Origin of the sequence: Zobellia barbeyronii (genome assembly GCF_018603515.1) — a bacterium.
Taxonomy (GTDB): domain Bacteria; phylum Bacteroidota; class Bacteroidia; order Flavobacteriales; family Flavobacteriaceae; genus Zobellia; species Zobellia barbeyronii.
The window spans coordinates 664,955-679,685 of record NZ_JACATN010000003.1 but is presented as its reverse complement, the minus strand read 5'-3'; the positions used below and the strand labels follow the sequence as shown (position 1 = coordinate 679,685).

Sequence of the window (14,731 nt, the reverse complement as noted above, 5' to 3'; positions counted from 1 at the left end):
TAAAAAAAACGATAAAAGGTAATTGTATCGATATTAGATATACTCTGTTTTGGTACAGATAAATTGTTTAATTTTGATATGTATAAACAATAGGAAATGAGTTCTAAAAAAGGAAAAGTTCAAGAAGCGATAGACGAAAAATTGTTAGAAGAAAGAAAAGTCTTCTTATGGGGCATGGTAGATGATGATTCTGCCAAGCACGTAATTGATCGTTTGTTGTATTTAGATATGCAGAATAATAAAGAAATACAGTTGTACATTAATAGCCCAGGTGGTTATGTTACTTCTGGTTTTGCAATGTATGATATCATAAAGTCGCTAAAAAGTCCGGTTTCTACAATTTGTACTGGTCTTGCTGCTTCTATGGGGTCTATTTTGCTTTCTGTAGGAAAAAAAGGTAGAAGATTTATTCAACCACATGCACAGGTTATGATTCATCAGCCTAGTGGTGGTGCAAGAGGTCAAGCTTCAAATATTGAAATTCAGGCCAAAGAAATTATTAAGACCAAAGAATTGAGTGCTCGTATTTTAGCAGACAATTGTGGTCAAGATTATGAAAAGGTATTGAAAGATTTTGATAGAGATTATTGGATGAACGCCGAAGAATCGATTGCTTATGGCATCGTAGACGGTATTCTAGAATAGTAACTATAGCTTTAGAAAATTAAAAAGTCCTTCGTAATTTAGAAATTATGAAGGACTTTTTTGCGTGTATATAGATGCTCTCGTAGAATTTTCATCACTCTGGTTTATGTAAAGCACTTGCATAACAAAGTAAGCTGTTTCTGTGGTCTATTACCCTGTATGTAGAGACTGTGGTAGAATTTAGTACATTTACAATCTACGTTTTTCTCATCATTTGAAATTACTATGAAACAAATTTCCAAGAATATTGCCATAATAGGTTCAGGTCTTGTCGGGTCGTTATTGGCCATTTATCTCAAAAAAATGGGACATACCATTACCGTTTTTGATAGGAGACCGGATATTAGAAATATAAAATTCTCTGGACGTTCTATAAATCTGGCAATGAGCAATAGAGGCTGGCAGTCGTTAGCGGAAGTTGGTATAGAAGAGGAAATAAAGAAAATTGCAATTCCGTTAGATAAACGTGCGATGCACGTAATTGATAAGCCTATATATTTTCAGAAATATGGAAAAGAGGGTGAGGCAATATGGTCTATTTCTAGAGGTGTGTTGAATAAAAAAATGATTGACTTAGCAGAAGAAGCTGGAGTTGAGTTTCGTTTTGATGAGAAGGTCTGGAATGTTGATTTGCCCGAAGCTACTTTGTATACGGGAGACACAGAGAAGGGCGAGTGGAAAGAGTACAATTACGATATTATTTTTGGTTGTGATGGCGCATTTTCTCGTGTACGTCATAAAATGCAACGTCGTAGCCGTTTTGATTATTCTCAAAATTTTATAGATGTTGGTTATAAAGAACTTTCTATTCCTGCCAATGAAGATGGTACCCATAAGTTAGATAAGAATTCTTTCCATATTTGGCCTCGTGGCAAGTTCATGTTAATTGCCATGCCTAATCTAGATGGTAGTTTTACGTGTACTTTGTTTATGCCTTTTGAAGGCGAGACGTCTTTTGATAGTATACAGACCAAAGAACAAGCAAAGTCTTTTTTTAAAGACTATTTTCCTAATGTTAGAAAAGAGATAGAGAATCTAACGGAAGATTTCTTTAAGAACCCAACTAGTGCCATGGTAACCATGAAGTGTTATCCTTGGACGTATTGGGACAAAGTTGCTCTTGTGGGCGATTCTGCCCATGCTATAGTCCCTTTTTATGGACAAGGTATGAATGCTGGATTTGAAGATATTTTTGTGCTAAAACAAAAAATTGAAAAGTATGGCGACGACTGGGAAGCTACTTTTAAGGATTATCAAGAAGAAAGGAAACCTGATGCTGATGCAATAGCAGAACTTAGCTATCGTAACTTTATTGAAATGAGTAGTAAAACTGCTGATCCAAAATTTTTATTACAGAAAAAAATTGAAAAGCACTTTGCTAATTTGCATCCGGATAAATGGATTCCGGCATATTCTAGGGTTACTTTTTCAAATAGACCTTATTCAGAAGCATTAGCAATGGGTGATGCTCAGGAAGAAATCATGCAAGAAGTAATGCAAATACCTAATATTGAGGAAAAATGGGGTAGTAAGGAAGTAGAGCAGAAAATTTTAGACTTAATTTAATCCTTTCTGCTGCGCATTTCTGATTGCCGCATGGGCATACCATCTATTTTATCAAATACGACCTCTGGCGTTAGCGGATAAGCCTTTGTTAGCTTAATGCCGCCATCTTTCCCTATTAATAAAACACCTTCAAAGTCAGGTGCTAGCTTTAGTTGCTTGTAAATCAATTCTGCATTCAGGTTAGATTTGCTGTTGTCTTGGTTATATACCTTTTTAGGGCTCATAGCAAAAAGCACAAGGTCACGATCAGTAAGTTTCTTTTGCTCTTTTGTAAATGCATTTAAGTTTGCGCTTAAAGCATTATCGTTAATATGTTGAGCAACGAACAGTAGGAGGCGATTCTTCCATTTATAGCTATCCAAGTCTTGTCCAAAAGTTTGGGAGTATGCCATTAGTGATATAGTTAGTATAAAGAATTTAAGGAATTTCATAAGTGAATTTCTTTCAATTCTTAATATACTAAAAAAAGCCATCCTCTTAAAAAGAGGATGGCTTTTATTTTTTCAGAAAAATGTGCGACTACATTTTAGTAAACATTTTACCCATTTTTACTTGCTCTTCTTCAGCTAGTACAGGATCAACTAAGATTCTACCACTATGCTCATCAGTAATGATTTTTTTACGAGAAGCAATCTCAACTTGTACCTGTGGCGGAATAGTAAAGAAAGATCCACCTGAAGCTCCTCTTTCAATTGGAACAACTGCTAAACCGTTCTTAACATTGTTACGGATACGAGTGTATGCCTTAACAAGACGCTCTTCAATATCACCTTGATATTTTTCAGATTGCGTTAAAAGTGCTTTTTCTTCTTTTTCGGTTTCAGCCAAAATAGCATCAAGTTCACTTTTCTTATGCTTCAAGTGCGTTTCACGTTCAGATAAACGCTCTTTCGTTTCAGAAACAACTGATTTTTTCTGATCTATTTGTGCTTTGAATTCTTTGATGTTCTTATCAGCCAATTGAATTTCAAGTTCTTGAAATTCTAATTCTTTACTGATAGAGTTGAATTCTCTACTGTTACGAACATTCTTCTGCTGCTCAGTATATTTTTTTATAAGTGCTTTAGCCTCATCAATAAGGTTCTTCTTGGCACCAATCTCAAAATTGATAGTCTCAACATCTGTTTTCAACTTATCCAATCTAGTTTTAAGACCAAGAACGTCATCTTCTAAATCTTCTACTTCTAAAGGAAGTTCGCCTCGTACGTTACGTATTTCGTCGATTCTTGAATCAATCAATTGCAAGTCGTACAATGCCCTTAACTTTTCCTCTACCGTTGCTTCTGATTTTTTTGCCATATACTTTATAAATACTTGATAGGATTGGTTTTACTTTCCGATAAACGGATTGCAAAATTAGGGATTTTTTTCGTAAGATAGTCAACTAAAAGGTTTTTTGTAAACTGCTCGCTTTCAAAGTGTCCGATATCCGCAATTATCATTTTGCCTTCCGCTTTGTAAAATTCATGGTATTTAATGTCTGCTGTAATCAAAATATCAGCTCCAGAAGCTTTAGCAGCGTCAATAGCAAAAGCACCACTGCCACCTAGCACGGCAACTTTTTGTATTTTTTTATTCAATAATGCTGAATGACGAATACCTTCAGCTCCCATTTTTTGCTTTACTATTTTTAGAAAAGCCATATCCTCAATAGGAGTTTCAAGTTCGCCTACCATTCCTATACCAATATTCTGGTTGGTGTTTTCTAAGGTAATTACCTCGTAAGCTACCTCTTCGTAGGGGTGGGAAGTAAATAGGGCTTTCATTATTTTTCCTTGGTTTGCTTTGGAAAAGGTAACGTTTAATTGGGTCTCTTCCTCATAATGGATTTTTCCTATTTCACCAACTGTAGGATTAGCCTTTTCTCCAGCCTTATAACTACCCTGTCCGTTAGCGTTAAAGCTACAATGACTGTAATTGCCTATGTTTCCTGCTCCAGCATCAAAAAGTGCCTCTCTGAGTGTCTCAGCATCCTTTACAGGGACGTATGTGGTTAGTTTCTTAATGGTTTCTTTCTGTGGAATTAATATTTTAGGATTTTTTATCCCAAGAACTTCACAGATTTTAGCATTTACGCCTTCTGGTACGTTATCTAGAGCGGTGTGCATGCTATAGATCGCAATGTCATTTTTGATAGCTTTGATAACTACACGTTCTACGTAGGATTTTCCGGTAAGCTTTTTCAATCCCCCAAAAATGATAGGATGAAAGCTGACAATTAGATTATATTTAGTAGCAATTGCTTCGTCAATAACATTCTCTAATGTATCTAGGGTAACGAGTATTCCCGAAACTTTTGCATTGGCATCACCAACCAATAAACCAACATTGTCAAAACCTTCTGCATAGGGTAGCGGAGCTAAATCTTCAAGAATATCTGTAACTTCTTTTACGGTCATTGCTATTTTTATGAGGTCTAAAGATAAAATATTATAATTTCGCCTTCGTGCAACTACTCAGAAAAATATTATTTCCCGTATCGTTGGTTTATGCGTTAGTGGTTTATCTACGGAATTATTTCTACGATAAAGGAATTTTCAGTTCCAAAAGATTTGAAACACCCACTATATGTATAGGGAACCTAAGTGCTGGTGGTACTGGTAAAACTCCTATGGTGGAGCTGCTGGTTGGTTTGTTGAAGGACAATTTTAAAGTGGCCGTGCTGAGTAGGGGGTATCGCAGGAAATCAAAAGGATTTGTTTTGGCTGATGATGATGCTACAGTGGAAACGTTGGGTGATGAGCCTTTTCAAATATTTTCTAAATTTCCGGATATAAACTTGGCTGTTGATGCAGATAGAAGAAATGGAATAGAAATTCTAGAAAAACGTATTCAGCCGGACGTCATCTTATTGGATGATGCCTACCAACACCGTAAGGTTACTTGTGAATTTTCAATACTCCTGACTTCTTTTGGAAATCTTTATGTTGATGACTGGTATTTGCCAACGGGAAATTTGAGGGATAGTAAAAAGGAAGCGCGTAGGGCAGAGGTTATAGTGGTGACCAAATGCCCCAGTGATTTAAGTGTGGATGCTCGGAATACCATAATGACAAAACTGAAGCCAGAACCTCGTCAAAAAGTATTATTTTCCTACTTGGATTATGATGATACGATTAAGGCTGTTGATGATTCTATTTCTTTAGAGGAGTTAAAGACCAAAGAAGTTACTCTAGTTACCGGTATTGCAAATCCACAGCCATTATTAGATTATTTGAAGTCTAAAGGGTTGAGATTTGAGCATCTAAAGTTTAAAGACCATCATGATTTCAGTGATTCAGAATTAGCTGTTTTACGAGAAAAGCAATGTATTCTAACTACGGAAAAAGATTTTGTACGTCTAAAAGATAAGGTGGATAATCTTTATTTCATTCCCGTAAAGCATAGGTTTTTTGATGACGGGGAGTCTTTGTTAAGAGGAAGATTGCTAGAATTTATGAAGTAGAATTCTTAAGTTCTTTTCTATTGAAAATATTTTCACCAATCTTCTGATAGAAGACTTCAGGTTTAAACGGTTTGGTAACAACATCATTACAGCCTGCAGCGTAGAAACTTTCCAAACTATCATCTAAAGAAATAGCGGTAAGAGCTATAATAGGAGTAACAATATCAAACTTTCTAATTTCAATCGTGGCTTCTTCACCTCCAATACCTGGCATGTGAATATCCATTAAAATAGCATCATAGTAGTTTTCACGAGCCATATCTATTGCTTCGCCACCGTCGTTTGCAATGTCGCTCGTAATTTCTTTTTTAGAAAGCATTTTCTTGGTAATGACTTGGTTTATTTTGTTGTCTTCAACAATTAAAATATTTAAGCCCTTTAAATTTGAAATCTTGCGGAGTTACTTCAAACGGAATATCATCTACAATACTATCCTTGCCCTTCATTTCTAGTTGAAAGAAGAATGTACTTCCAACACCTAGTTCACTTTCTAGTTCTATTTTACTTTCAAAAAGGCCTAGCAAACTCTTAACTATAGTAAGACCCAGACCAGTACCACCGTACTCTCTGTTTATTTGTATTGAACCTTGTTCAAAACCATCAAAGATGTTCTGTTGTTGCTCTTTGGCAATACCAATACCATTGTCTTTTACCTCAAAATAAAGGGTAACATCTTCGTCATCCTTTTTCATGAGTTTGGCAGTTACCTTAACTTCGCCACCTTTGGTAAATTTTAAAGCGTTGCCAACCAAATTTAGGAAAATCTGAGAGAGCTTTAACGGGTCACTCATCAAGTGGTAAGGTATTTTCGTATCGTAATCTAAAATTAGTGTAGTGTTATTGGCCTGCGCACCTTGTTTAAGGGAATCAATAACTTCTTGAAGTACTTTTTTAAGGTTGAATTCTACATTAAGAGGTTCCAATTTGTCAGCATCAATTTTATTAATTTGAAGTATGTCGTTTATGAAATTCAACAGATAATCTCCTGAGAATTTTAAGGCTTTTAAATGTTCCTTCTGTCCTTTGCTTGGATTCTCCTCTAAGAGTAAATGCGTAAGACCTGTTACCGCATAGAGTGGAGTTCTTAGCTCGTGACTAACCGTAGACAAGAAGTTTGTCTTAGCCTCCATAGCGTTTACTGCAGCATCTCTAGCGGCCTTTAGTTCGTTGTTTTTAGTCTGAAGTAAATCGTTAGTTTTTAATTTTATTTGGTTGTTTCTAAATAATGAAACGGCCAAAAGCGTAATGATTATTAATAGGGCAGAAGTCAATATTATAGTAATATCAGACTTGTTCTTGGATTCGTTCAGTTCTTCAATTTTTTGTTCTTGGCGCTTTATTTCATCGCTCATAAAATCAAACTGAATCTTTTCCGCTGTTTTTGCCTCGGTCTTCATTTTTGCAATATTGAAGAGCGAATCTCGTATTTGCAACAGGTCTTTGTTGTTAGCTAATGATTTGTCATACTTACCAAGTCTTTCGTAAACAGTGGTGAGCATTTCATTAGCTTCCCATATTTCTTTAAAAAACTTATTCTTTTTCGCCAGCTTTAGTGCATTTTCCCCATTTTCTGCACTCTGCTCAAATTTTTCGGTAGCTAGATTTAGTTTGGCTAAACCTAGATAAGCTCTAGTGGCAAGATAATCACTTTCGTAAATATCCGTATTGATAATAAGTGAGTTGAAGTTTTTTGTGGCACTATCGTACTTTTCTAGTTTCAGATAGATATTACCTTCCGCTAGTAATATATTATTGAAGAAATTACGATCGTTATTCAGCTGTTTTGCTTCATTAAGCATGAAGATAGCCTGAAAGTTTTTCTCGTCATGAAAGAGTAAAATAGCTTCAATATACTTTTGCATAGCGTTACCATAAGGATATTCTATATCCTTTAGCAGTGCCTTGGCTCTGTCCCAATAGAAGTAGGTAGTTTCTTCTTTTTTGAGTTTTAGGTAGACTAGAGCAAATTTATGATAGCAATCTATGAGTGCTTTTACATCTTCATTTTTCTCAGCTACCTTTGAAGCCTTTTCAAGAGCTTCAAGAGCTAAATCGGTTTGGTCTCTATTACGGAAAGCTCTCGCTTCTTCAAAGTAGATACGAACATCACTATTTTCCACAACAAGACTATCTTGGGCCTGTGCATTTTGCACAACCCAAATCAATACGAATATTGATAAGATTCTTTTTAAGCCAATATGTAGAAAATCAAGATTCAAACGTATTTATTTCTTTTCAGTACTAAAATAAGGTCTATAAGTCTACTACTGTAGCCGGTTTCGTTATCATACCAACCAATAATTTTGACCATTCTTCCGATAACCGAAGTCATCATAGAGTCAAACGTACAAGAATAATAACTATTGTTTATGTCTATTGATACTATTGGATCTTCTGTGTATAAAAGTATGTTTTTGAACTCTTTGTCTGCTTTTTCTCTAAAAACAGTGTTTATTTCTTCTATGGATGTTTCCTTTTTAACATTAAAGGTAATATCTGTTAGAGATCCATTTGGCACTGGTACACGAATCCCACAACCACCAATTACGTCTGCTAAGTGAGGAAAAATCTTCGTAAGCGCTTTGGCTGCTCCCGTAGTCGTGGGAACAATAGATTGTGAAGCTGCACGAGCTCTTCTAAGGTCATGATGTGGTTGGTCATGAAGGCTTTGGTCTGAGGTATACGAGTGTATTGTGGTAATGTAAGCTTGTTCTATACCACACAAATCATCAATTATTTTGATCATTGGTGCCGCATTATTGGTTGTACAAGATGCGTTTGAAATAATATCATCATCGGCATTTATAGCAGTTTCATTAATGCCCAATACAATCATTTTTATATCGTCATCTGCAGGTGGAGCTGATAAAATCACTTTTTTAGCCCCGTTTGCCAAATGTGGTTCAAGACTTTCTTTGGTTTTGAATTTCCCAGAACATTCAACCACAATGTCTACATCGTAATCAGACCATCTAATGTCGTTAGGGGTTTTGTGGTTGGTTAAAGCGACGGATTTATCGTCTACAAGAATTGTATTTTCTTTATAGGTAACCTGGTGATTGAAAACCCCGTGAATACTATCGTATTTTAATAAATGTGATAGTGTTCGGGCATCTGCCAAATCGTTTATGGCTACTACATTTAAATCGGGGTGTGCGTCTAAAAGCCTAAAAAGTGTCCGACCTATCCGGCCAAATCCGTTAATGCCTATATTGGTCTTCTTCATAAGAAAGGTAGTGGCTAAAGAATAAAATTCTAAAGCTATTTTTCATTTGACAGTGAAATTGTTTTAACTGATTAGTAATCCTCAGTTAAAAAGCAATTAGTGTATATGTTTGTGGGCCTTGTAAGAAGATCTCACTAGAGCACCACTTTCAACATGTCTAAAGCCCATTTCTAGGCCTATTTCTTCATATTTTTTGAACTGCTCTGGAAGAATAAATTCTTTAACGGGCAAATGTTTTTTGGAAGGTTGAAGATATTGTCCAATAGTAACTACATCTACATCGGCATCGCGCAAATCTCTCATAGTCTCTATTACTTCTTCTTCTAGTTCTCCTAAACCTAGCATAATACCAGATTTAGTACGGTTTACGCCATTAGCACGCAAATACCTTAAAGCCTCAAGGCTACGTTCATATTTTGCTTGTATACGAACTTCACGAGTAAGTCTTTTAACGGTTTCCATATTGTGGGAAACAACTTCCGGACCTACTTCTATAATGCGATCTAGATGTCTTTCTATTCCCTGAAAATCAGGAATCAATGTTTCTAGAGTCGTTTCGGGATTCATTCTACGAATGGCCTTTACGGTTTCTGCCCAAATGATAGATCCCATATCTTTTAAATCATCTCTATCTACAGAAGTAATAACGGCATGTTTGATGCCCATTATTTTAATTGAACGTGCTACTTTTTCTGGTTCCGCCCAATCTACTGTATCAGGACGACCGGTCTGAACACCACAAAAACCACATGATCTAGTACAAACATTTCCTAGAATCATAAACGTAGCTGTGCCTTCTCCCCAGCATTCACCCATATTTGGGCAACTACCTGAAGTACAGATGGTATGAAGGTCATATTTGTCTACTAAACTTCTAAGTTGAGTATACTTTTTACCTGTAGGAAGCTTAACTCTTAGCCATTTTGGTTTGCCTTTGGGAGGAATAACGTTACCTATAGTATCTGTGCTCATAGTTTAATGCAATTTTGTACAAATATACGATTTAGCGTTGCAGCACCGATGCTAATGGCTGGTTTTTGCTTTTACCTAAAAAGTACTTTTTGTGAGATTTAAGATAATACCAAATTCAAACAGTATATGAAATTTGTTTGAAATAGGAAGAGTCCTATTTTTTCTGAATGACTTCGGCTAGAAGCTTTTTCGCTCTTAATAGTTTAACCTTAACGTTGTTAATAGGTTCATTAAGTTCTAGCGCTATATCTGCATAGCTCAATTCTTTAAAATACCTTAGGTTGATGACTTCTTGATAATGTGGCTTCAATTTTTTAATGTGCATTAAAAGGGTAGCCAAGTTCTGCTCTCTAATTAATTGATCTTCTCCTGATGGTGTATCGTCCAGAACCTTTTTAACCGCATCTTGATTTCCACTGGTTTCAAGATTTCTTTTACGCTTCCGAATTAGGTCTACGTGTATGTTCTTTGAAATGGTAATAAGCCAGGTGTTAAACTCGTAATCGGAATTATAAGTGCTTAATTTATCAAATGCTTTTGAAAAAGTCTGTACGGTTATATCTTCTGCATCGCTCTCATTTTCAGTACGTTTTAGCTGAAAGCCGTATACACCGTTCCAAAAAGTATCTAAAAGTGTGCTGTAAGCAATTTGGCTGCCCGCAAGGGCCTTTTTTATGGTAATCTGAATATTTTCATCGGCTTTTGCCAAGAGTAGATAGTTTGAAAATGAGAATTTTAAATTGAAGATTGAAGATTTATGTTGTCTTCATTTTTACAGTCTTGCTCGCTTGGTAATTTACCACACATACCACAAGCTTGCCCATCTTGATTCAAAAAAGGACTTTGACTAGCACAGGTGCCTGCAAATTTACCGTCTTTTTTAGCCCAAATTTTAATGGCTATTCCTGCAAAGGCTAATGCCAATAAACCAATTGTCAATAATATGAGTTTCATATAGATGAATTTTGGGACAAAGATATAAAATTAAGCCCCGAAACGGAAGTTTCGGGGCTTAATGATATCTTAAATAAGATGATTGCTTAGTATGCGATATTCGCTACTATATTTTCTACAGATGGACTTTGGTTTCCTCCCTTAGGCTCAATAGTAATATAACTTACGGCATCTTCTGCATAAGGTAATGCCAATAATTTTTCTTGACTGTCAGCCTCTTTGATAATTCCTAGATTCAACATTTCACCATTAACCTCTGTCCACATTTGGTAGCATTGGTCTTTTGGTAAATGTGGAAGCTTACTAACGTTAAGGTAAGAAAGTCTCTTAACCGGATTTATATAAGCAACTGCCTTAAGTTCTTGCGCTTTCCTGTTTCCTTTAACGGTATACTTTTTCGTTTCAGGATTTTGAAGTACAATAAACTGGTTTCTCACATCCTCTAATTGTGCACGCATTGTTTCTTCTAAATCGTCAATTTTATTGTTAACGATAGAATTCTCTGCTTGCAAGCTTTGATTCTGGTCCCAGAAGAAATAAGAGGCACCTGCAGAAATTAATACAGCAAAACTGGCAGCAACTGCCATGCGGTAGAAATTTCTTTTAAAGTTAGATTCTTTGTTGATACTTGAAAGTATTCTTTCTTTAAGGGCTTCTGGAGCTTTAACGGCATGCATTTTTGCATACGTTTCTAGGTTGTCTTGCAACTCTTCATAAGTTTTACGAACTTCTGGGTACATAGATAAGTAACGTTCTACTTGTAATGTTTCCTCAGTTGTTGTAGCACCCAAAAGATAGCTTTCCAGTAAATCGGAGTCTAAAAATAGTTTTATTTTTTCTTTCATGGTATTAGGATATCAGGTTTATTGATAACAACAACAGCATTGTTGGGCCATAAATTTTCTTGAGTTCCCTGAGTCCGATTTTTAATCTAGATTTAATAGTTCCCAGCGGAATATTAAGCTCGTCGCTCGCTTCCTGTTGTGTCATCCCCTCAAAAAACAAGGCATCCAACACAATTTGGTATTTGGTCTCTATTTTCTCTAAATTTTCACGGACATCCATAAACTCTGGTCTTATGCTGTTGACGCCTAAATTATATACGTCAGAAACATCAATTTGGATTTCCTTATCGCTTTTTGTATTAACACTTCTTAATTTATCTATTGCTGTGTTGCGTGTTATGCGAAATAACCATGTAAAAAGTTTTGCTTTAGAGGAGTCGTACGAGTCAGATTTTTTCCAAATTTTTATAAAACTTTCCTGTAATACATCCTGTGCCAATTCTTCATTTCGAACTACTTTGTTGGCCACCCCCAAAAGCGTGTCGCCATAATGTTCATACAAGAGTGAAATGGCTTTTTCATCTCTTTCCTGAAGTAGTTCTACAATATGTTTTTCAAGTAGTGTACTCATGTTATAGTGCCGGAGTCAAAAAAAATGAATGTTTGGGCATCCAATTCAATCGCTAATACCGTATATGTTTAAACGCTAATTTATAAAATTGATTTTTATATCGGCGTTTTCTAAAATATTAATAATATAAATGTGCACTTGGTAACTGCACATTTAATTTTTGGTTAGTTTGGTTTGGTATAGCCCCCGAGATTTTTTCTTTGGGGGTTATTTATTTTATGATGTTTACTTCCGGTGATATACTAATGCCGAATTTCTTCTTCACTTCATCAATTATTCTATACGCCAAGTTTAGTATCTCCTGACCTGTAGCTGTACCATGATTAACAAGTACTAATGCCTGATTTTTGTGAATTCCTGCATCACCGAATCTCTTACCCTTAAAGCCGCATTGTTCAATTAACCAACCTGCTGGTATTTTAAAGCTTTCATCCGTAATTTTATAGGATGGCGCTTCTGGGTGTAGAGCAATGAATTTATTGTATTCTTCAATACTTATTACCGGATTTTTGAAAAAACTACCGCTATTGCCCAAAACTGCGGGATCCGGCAATTTACTTTGCCTAATTGCTATTACAGCATTTGAAATATCTTTGATTGTGGGATTTGAAATTCCCATTCTTTCAAGCTCGGCCTCAATAGCTCCGTAAGAAGTATTTTTCTTATGGTTGTTTTTACTTAATTGAAACGTAACCGAAGTAATAATAAATTTTCCTTTTCCTTCGTTTTTAAAAAAAGAATCGCGATAACCAAACTGACAATCTTTTTTGGAGAAGGTCTTTAAGGTTTGCGTTTCAATATGCATAGCTTCACAGGAAACGAAATTGTCTTTTAGTTCAACTCCATAAGCACCTATATTTTGTATAGGCGCAGTACCTGTATTACCGGGAATGAGAGACATATTCTCTAATCCGCCATAACCATTATCTAGCGTCCATAACACCATTTGGTGCCAGTTTTCGCCTGCCATGATTTTTAAAATGACGTTGTCGTCACTTTCTTCAATGACTTCTTTGCCTTTTAGATTAATGTGCATTACCAATGCATTAACATCATCGGTAATCAACATATTACTTCCTCCGCTAAGGACAAATTTGTTAGGGTAACCATCTAGTTGAAGTCCCGCTTTTAGGTCCTCCAAACTATTGATTTCAATAAAGAATTGAGCCTTAGCATCAATTCCGAAAGTGTTATATGATTTAAGGGATATGTCTTTGGTAACCTCCATTAAGCTATATAACTTTTTAACGCCTCCTTTAGTATATTAACGGCTCTCTTTAAGTTTTCTTTGTCTAGTACATAGGCAATTCTAATTTGGTTCTTGCCTAGTCCTTCCGAAGCGTAAAATCCTGCTGCTGGTGCAACCATAACCGTTTCGTTATTCAATCTGAAATCTTCTAACAGCCACTGTGCAAAATCATCGGCATCTGTAATAGGCAATTCTGCAATGCAATAAAAAGCACCTTGTGGTTTACCTACTTTAATACCTTCAATTTTTTCTAGTTCTTCAATGAGTACGTTTCTACGACCTACATATTCTTCTTTTACGTCATCAAAATAACTTTGAGGCGTTTCTAAAGCTGCTTCACTGGCAATTTGCGCGTAGGTTGGGGGTGATAATCTTGCTTGGGCAAATTTTAGAGCTGTCTTAATAACGTCTTTATTCTTTGTAACCAAACACCCAATGCGAGCGCCACACATACTATATCTTTTACTTACAGAATCTATAATGATAGCATTCTCTTCTAACCCTTCTTCTTGTAAAATTGAATAGTGTTCTTTTCCGTCGTAGGTAAACTCTCTGTATACTTCGTCTGCAATTAAGAACAGATCATGTTTTTTAACGATTGCAGCTAGTTTTTTGATTTCCTCTTTAGTATATAAATATCCTGTAGGATTACCAGGATTGCATATAAGGATAGCTTTAGTTCTAGGAGTAATTAATTTCTCGAATTCTTCAATGGCCGGAAGGGCAAAATTAGAATCGATATGAGATGTTACAGGAACAACTTTGACGCCTGTTGCGGTTGCAAAACCGTTATAGTTGGCATAAAAAGGTTCCGGAATAATAATTTCATCATCATTATCCGCAATACTACCCATGGTAAAAGCCAAAGCTTCTGACCCACCAGTGGTCACTATTATATCTTTAGCTGTTACGTGAATATTGTTTTTGGCATAGTAAGCCGCAAGTTTTTCACGGTATTCTTCAGACCCTTCTGTACGGCTATAAGCAATAACCTCTAGCGTATTGTTTTTTACCGCATCTAGAGCTACCTGTGGCGTTTTTATATCTGGTTGGCCAATATTAAGGTGAATTACTTTAGCCCCTTTTTTCTTAGCTTCTTCCGCATAGGGAACCAATTTTCTAATAGGAGATTCGGGCATAGAAAGCCCTTTATGTGATACTGATGGCATATAGGTTCAATTTAGCTGCAAAAGTGAGAAAACCAAATGAGAAAACCATGCCAGATGGGAAAATCGTTTATTGGTAATTTGTTAAAAAA

General features: G+C 35.9%; 16 protein-coding genes. 3 read left to right on the top strand and 13 right to left on the bottom strand.

The annotated features are described in order from the left end of the window. The first annotated feature begins 96 nt into the window (after window positions 1–96). Window positions 97–645, top strand: a complete 549-nt coding sequence (locus HW347_RS11400) for a ClpP family protease (RefSeq protein ID WP_038234982.1) — start codon at window positions 97–99, stop codon at window positions 643–645. Window positions 646–870: 225 nt separating this feature from the next. Then, window positions 871–2,211, top strand: coding sequence for an FAD-dependent oxidoreductase (locus HW347_RS11395; RefSeq protein WP_214611965.1), 1,341 nt, complete (start codon window positions 871–873; stop codon window positions 2,209–2,211). On the opposite strand, the gene HW347_RS11390 is transcribed toward HW347_RS11395, so the two are convergent. The 3 genes from HW347_RS11390 to HW347_RS11380 form a co-directional block, all read right to left on the bottom strand. Then, on the bottom strand, window positions 2,208–2,603 hold the full coding sequence (locus HW347_RS11390) for a DUF4174 domain-containing protein (protein WP_214611964.1): 396 nt from the start codon (window positions 2,601–2,603) through the stop codon (window positions 2,208–2,210). The two genes, HW347_RS11395 and HW347_RS11390, sit on opposite strands and share 4 nt — an antisense overlap. A gap of 127 nt (window positions 2,604–2,730) precedes the next feature. Beyond that, entirely contained in the window at window positions 2,731–3,510 is a 780-nt protein-coding gene (locus tag HW347_RS11385) for a zinc ribbon domain-containing protein (protein ID WP_194533992.1), read from the bottom strand. A gap of 5 nt (window positions 3,511–3,515) precedes the next feature. Beyond that, window positions 3,516–4,610 (bottom strand): Nif3-like dinuclear metal center hexameric protein, encoded by a 1,095-nt coding sequence (locus tag HW347_RS11380; protein WP_214611963.1) that lies wholly within the window; start codon window positions 4,608–4,610, stop codon window positions 3,516–3,518. A 47-nt stretch (window positions 4,611–4,657) separates the two neighbouring features. Here HW347_RS11380 and lpxK point away from each other — a divergent pair, with 47 nt between their 5' ends. Continuing rightward, on the top strand, window positions 4,658–5,656 hold the full coding sequence (gene lpxK / locus HW347_RS11375) for a tetraacyldisaccharide 4'-kinase (RefSeq protein ID WP_214611962.1): 999 nt from the start codon (window positions 4,658–4,660) through the stop codon (window positions 5,654–5,656). Here lpxK and HW347_RS20665 read toward each other — a convergent pair. From HW347_RS20665 to HW347_RS11330, 10 genes are all read right to left on the bottom strand, one after another. Next, entirely contained in the window at window positions 5,646–5,975 is a 330-nt protein-coding gene (locus HW347_RS20665; protein ID WP_225901904.1) for a response regulator, read from the bottom strand. The genes lpxK and HW347_RS20665 overlap by 11 nt on opposite strands. A 34-nt stretch (window positions 5,976–6,009) precedes the next feature. Then, a complete protein-coding gene (locus HW347_RS11370; RefSeq protein ID WP_225901903.1) occupies window positions 6,010–7,875 on the bottom strand; it encodes a tetratricopeptide repeat-containing sensor histidine kinase in 1,866 nt (621 codons plus the stop codon). Beyond that, on the bottom strand, window positions 7,872–8,882 hold the full coding sequence (gene gap, locus HW347_RS11365) for a type I glyceraldehyde-3-phosphate dehydrogenase (RefSeq protein WP_214611961.1): 1,011 nt from the start codon (window positions 8,880–8,882) through the stop codon (window positions 7,872–7,874). Before gap ends, HW347_RS11370 begins: the two co-directional genes overlap by 4 nt. A gap of 96 nt (window positions 8,883–8,978) precedes the next feature. Continuing rightward, window positions 8,979–9,854: a lipoyl synthase gene (lipA, locus tag HW347_RS11360; protein WP_155597565.1), complete on the bottom strand. Its 876-nt coding sequence runs from the start codon at window positions 9,852–9,854 to the stop codon at window positions 8,979–8,981. A 154-nt stretch (window positions 9,855–10,008) separates the two neighbouring features. Next, window positions 10,009–10,563 (bottom strand): RNA polymerase sigma factor, encoded by a 555-nt coding sequence (locus HW347_RS11355; RefSeq protein WP_214611960.1) that lies wholly within the window; start codon window positions 10,561–10,563, stop codon window positions 10,009–10,011. Window positions 10,564–10,589: 26 nt separating this feature from the next. Continuing rightward, the gene (locus HW347_RS11350) at window positions 10,590–10,808 is read right to left on the bottom strand and encodes a membrane or secreted protein (RefSeq protein WP_155597563.1); all 219 of its coding nucleotides are present in this window, start codon (window positions 10,806–10,808) and stop codon (window positions 10,590–10,592) included. 86 nt (window positions 10,809–10,894) lie between these two features. After that, complete coding sequence (locus tag HW347_RS11345; RefSeq protein WP_214611959.1) at window positions 10,895–11,653, bottom strand: anti-sigma factor; 759 nt, start codon at window positions 11,651–11,653, stop codon at window positions 10,895–10,897. A gap of 4 nt (window positions 11,654–11,657) precedes the next feature. After that, window positions 11,658–12,224 carry an RNA polymerase sigma factor gene (locus HW347_RS11340; RefSeq protein WP_194533998.1) on the bottom strand — a complete coding sequence of 189 codons (567 nt, stop codon included), beginning with the start codon at window positions 12,222–12,224 and terminating at the stop codon, window positions 11,658–11,660. Between the two features lie 211 nt (window positions 12,225–12,435). Then, window positions 12,436–13,452 carry a UDP-N-acetylmuramate dehydrogenase gene (gene murB / locus HW347_RS11335; RefSeq protein WP_214611958.1) on the bottom strand — a complete coding sequence of 339 codons (1,017 nt, stop codon included), beginning with the start codon at window positions 13,450–13,452 and terminating at the stop codon, window positions 12,436–12,438. Beyond that, window positions 13,452–14,642: a pyridoxal phosphate-dependent aminotransferase gene (locus tag HW347_RS11330; RefSeq protein WP_214611957.1), complete on the bottom strand. Its 1,191-nt coding sequence runs from the start codon at window positions 14,640–14,642 to the stop codon at window positions 13,452–13,454. The genes murB and HW347_RS11330 overlap by 1 nt, the downstream gene beginning before the upstream one ends. Window positions 14,643–14,731: the final 89 nt, after the last annotated feature.

Coding starts and splice junctions, on each gene's coding strand:
- HW347_RS11400 (WP_038234982.1), top strand. CDS start 97: ATGAGTTCTAAAAAAGGAAAAGTTCAAGAAGCGATAGACGAAAAATTG.
- HW347_RS11395 (WP_214611965.1), top strand. CDS start 871: ATGAAACAAATTTCCAAGAATATTGCCATAATAGGTTCAGGTCTTGTC.
- HW347_RS11390 (WP_214611964.1), bottom strand. CDS start 2,603: ATGGCATACTCCCAAACTTTTGGACAAGACTTGGATAGCTATAAATGG.
- HW347_RS11385 (WP_194533992.1), bottom strand. CDS start 3,510: ATGGCAAAAAAATCAGAAGCAACGGTAGAGGAAAAGTTAAGGGCATTG.
- HW347_RS11380 (WP_214611963.1), bottom strand. CDS start 4,610: ATGACCGTAAAAGAAGTTACAGATATTCTTGAAGATTTAGCTCCGCTA.
- HW347_RS20665 (WP_225901904.1), bottom strand. CDS start 5,975: ATGCTTTCTAAAAAAGAAATTACGAGCGACATTGCAAACGACGGTGGC.
- gap (WP_214611961.1), bottom strand. CDS start 8,882: ATGAAGAAGACCAATATAGGCATTAACGGATTTGGCCGGATAGGTCGG.
- lipA (WP_155597565.1), bottom strand. CDS start 9,854: ATGAGCACAGATACTATAGGTAACGTTATTCCTCCCAAAGGCAAACCA.
- HW347_RS11350 (WP_155597563.1), bottom strand. CDS start 10,808: ATGAAACTCATATTATTGACAATTGGTTTATTGGCATTAGCCTTTGCA.
- HW347_RS11345 (WP_214611959.1), bottom strand. CDS start 11,653: ATGAAAGAAAAAATAAAACTATTTTTAGACTCCGATTTACTGGAAAGC.
- HW347_RS11340 (WP_194533998.1), bottom strand. CDS start 12,224: ATGAGTACACTACTTGAAAAACATATTGTAGAACTACTTCAGGAAAGA.
- murB (WP_214611958.1), bottom strand. CDS start 13,452: ATGGAGGTTACCAAAGACATATCCCTTAAATCATATAACACTTTCGGA.
- HW347_RS11330 (WP_214611957.1), bottom strand. CDS start 14,642: ATGCCATCAGTATCACATAAAGGGCTTTCTATGCCCGAATCTCCTATT.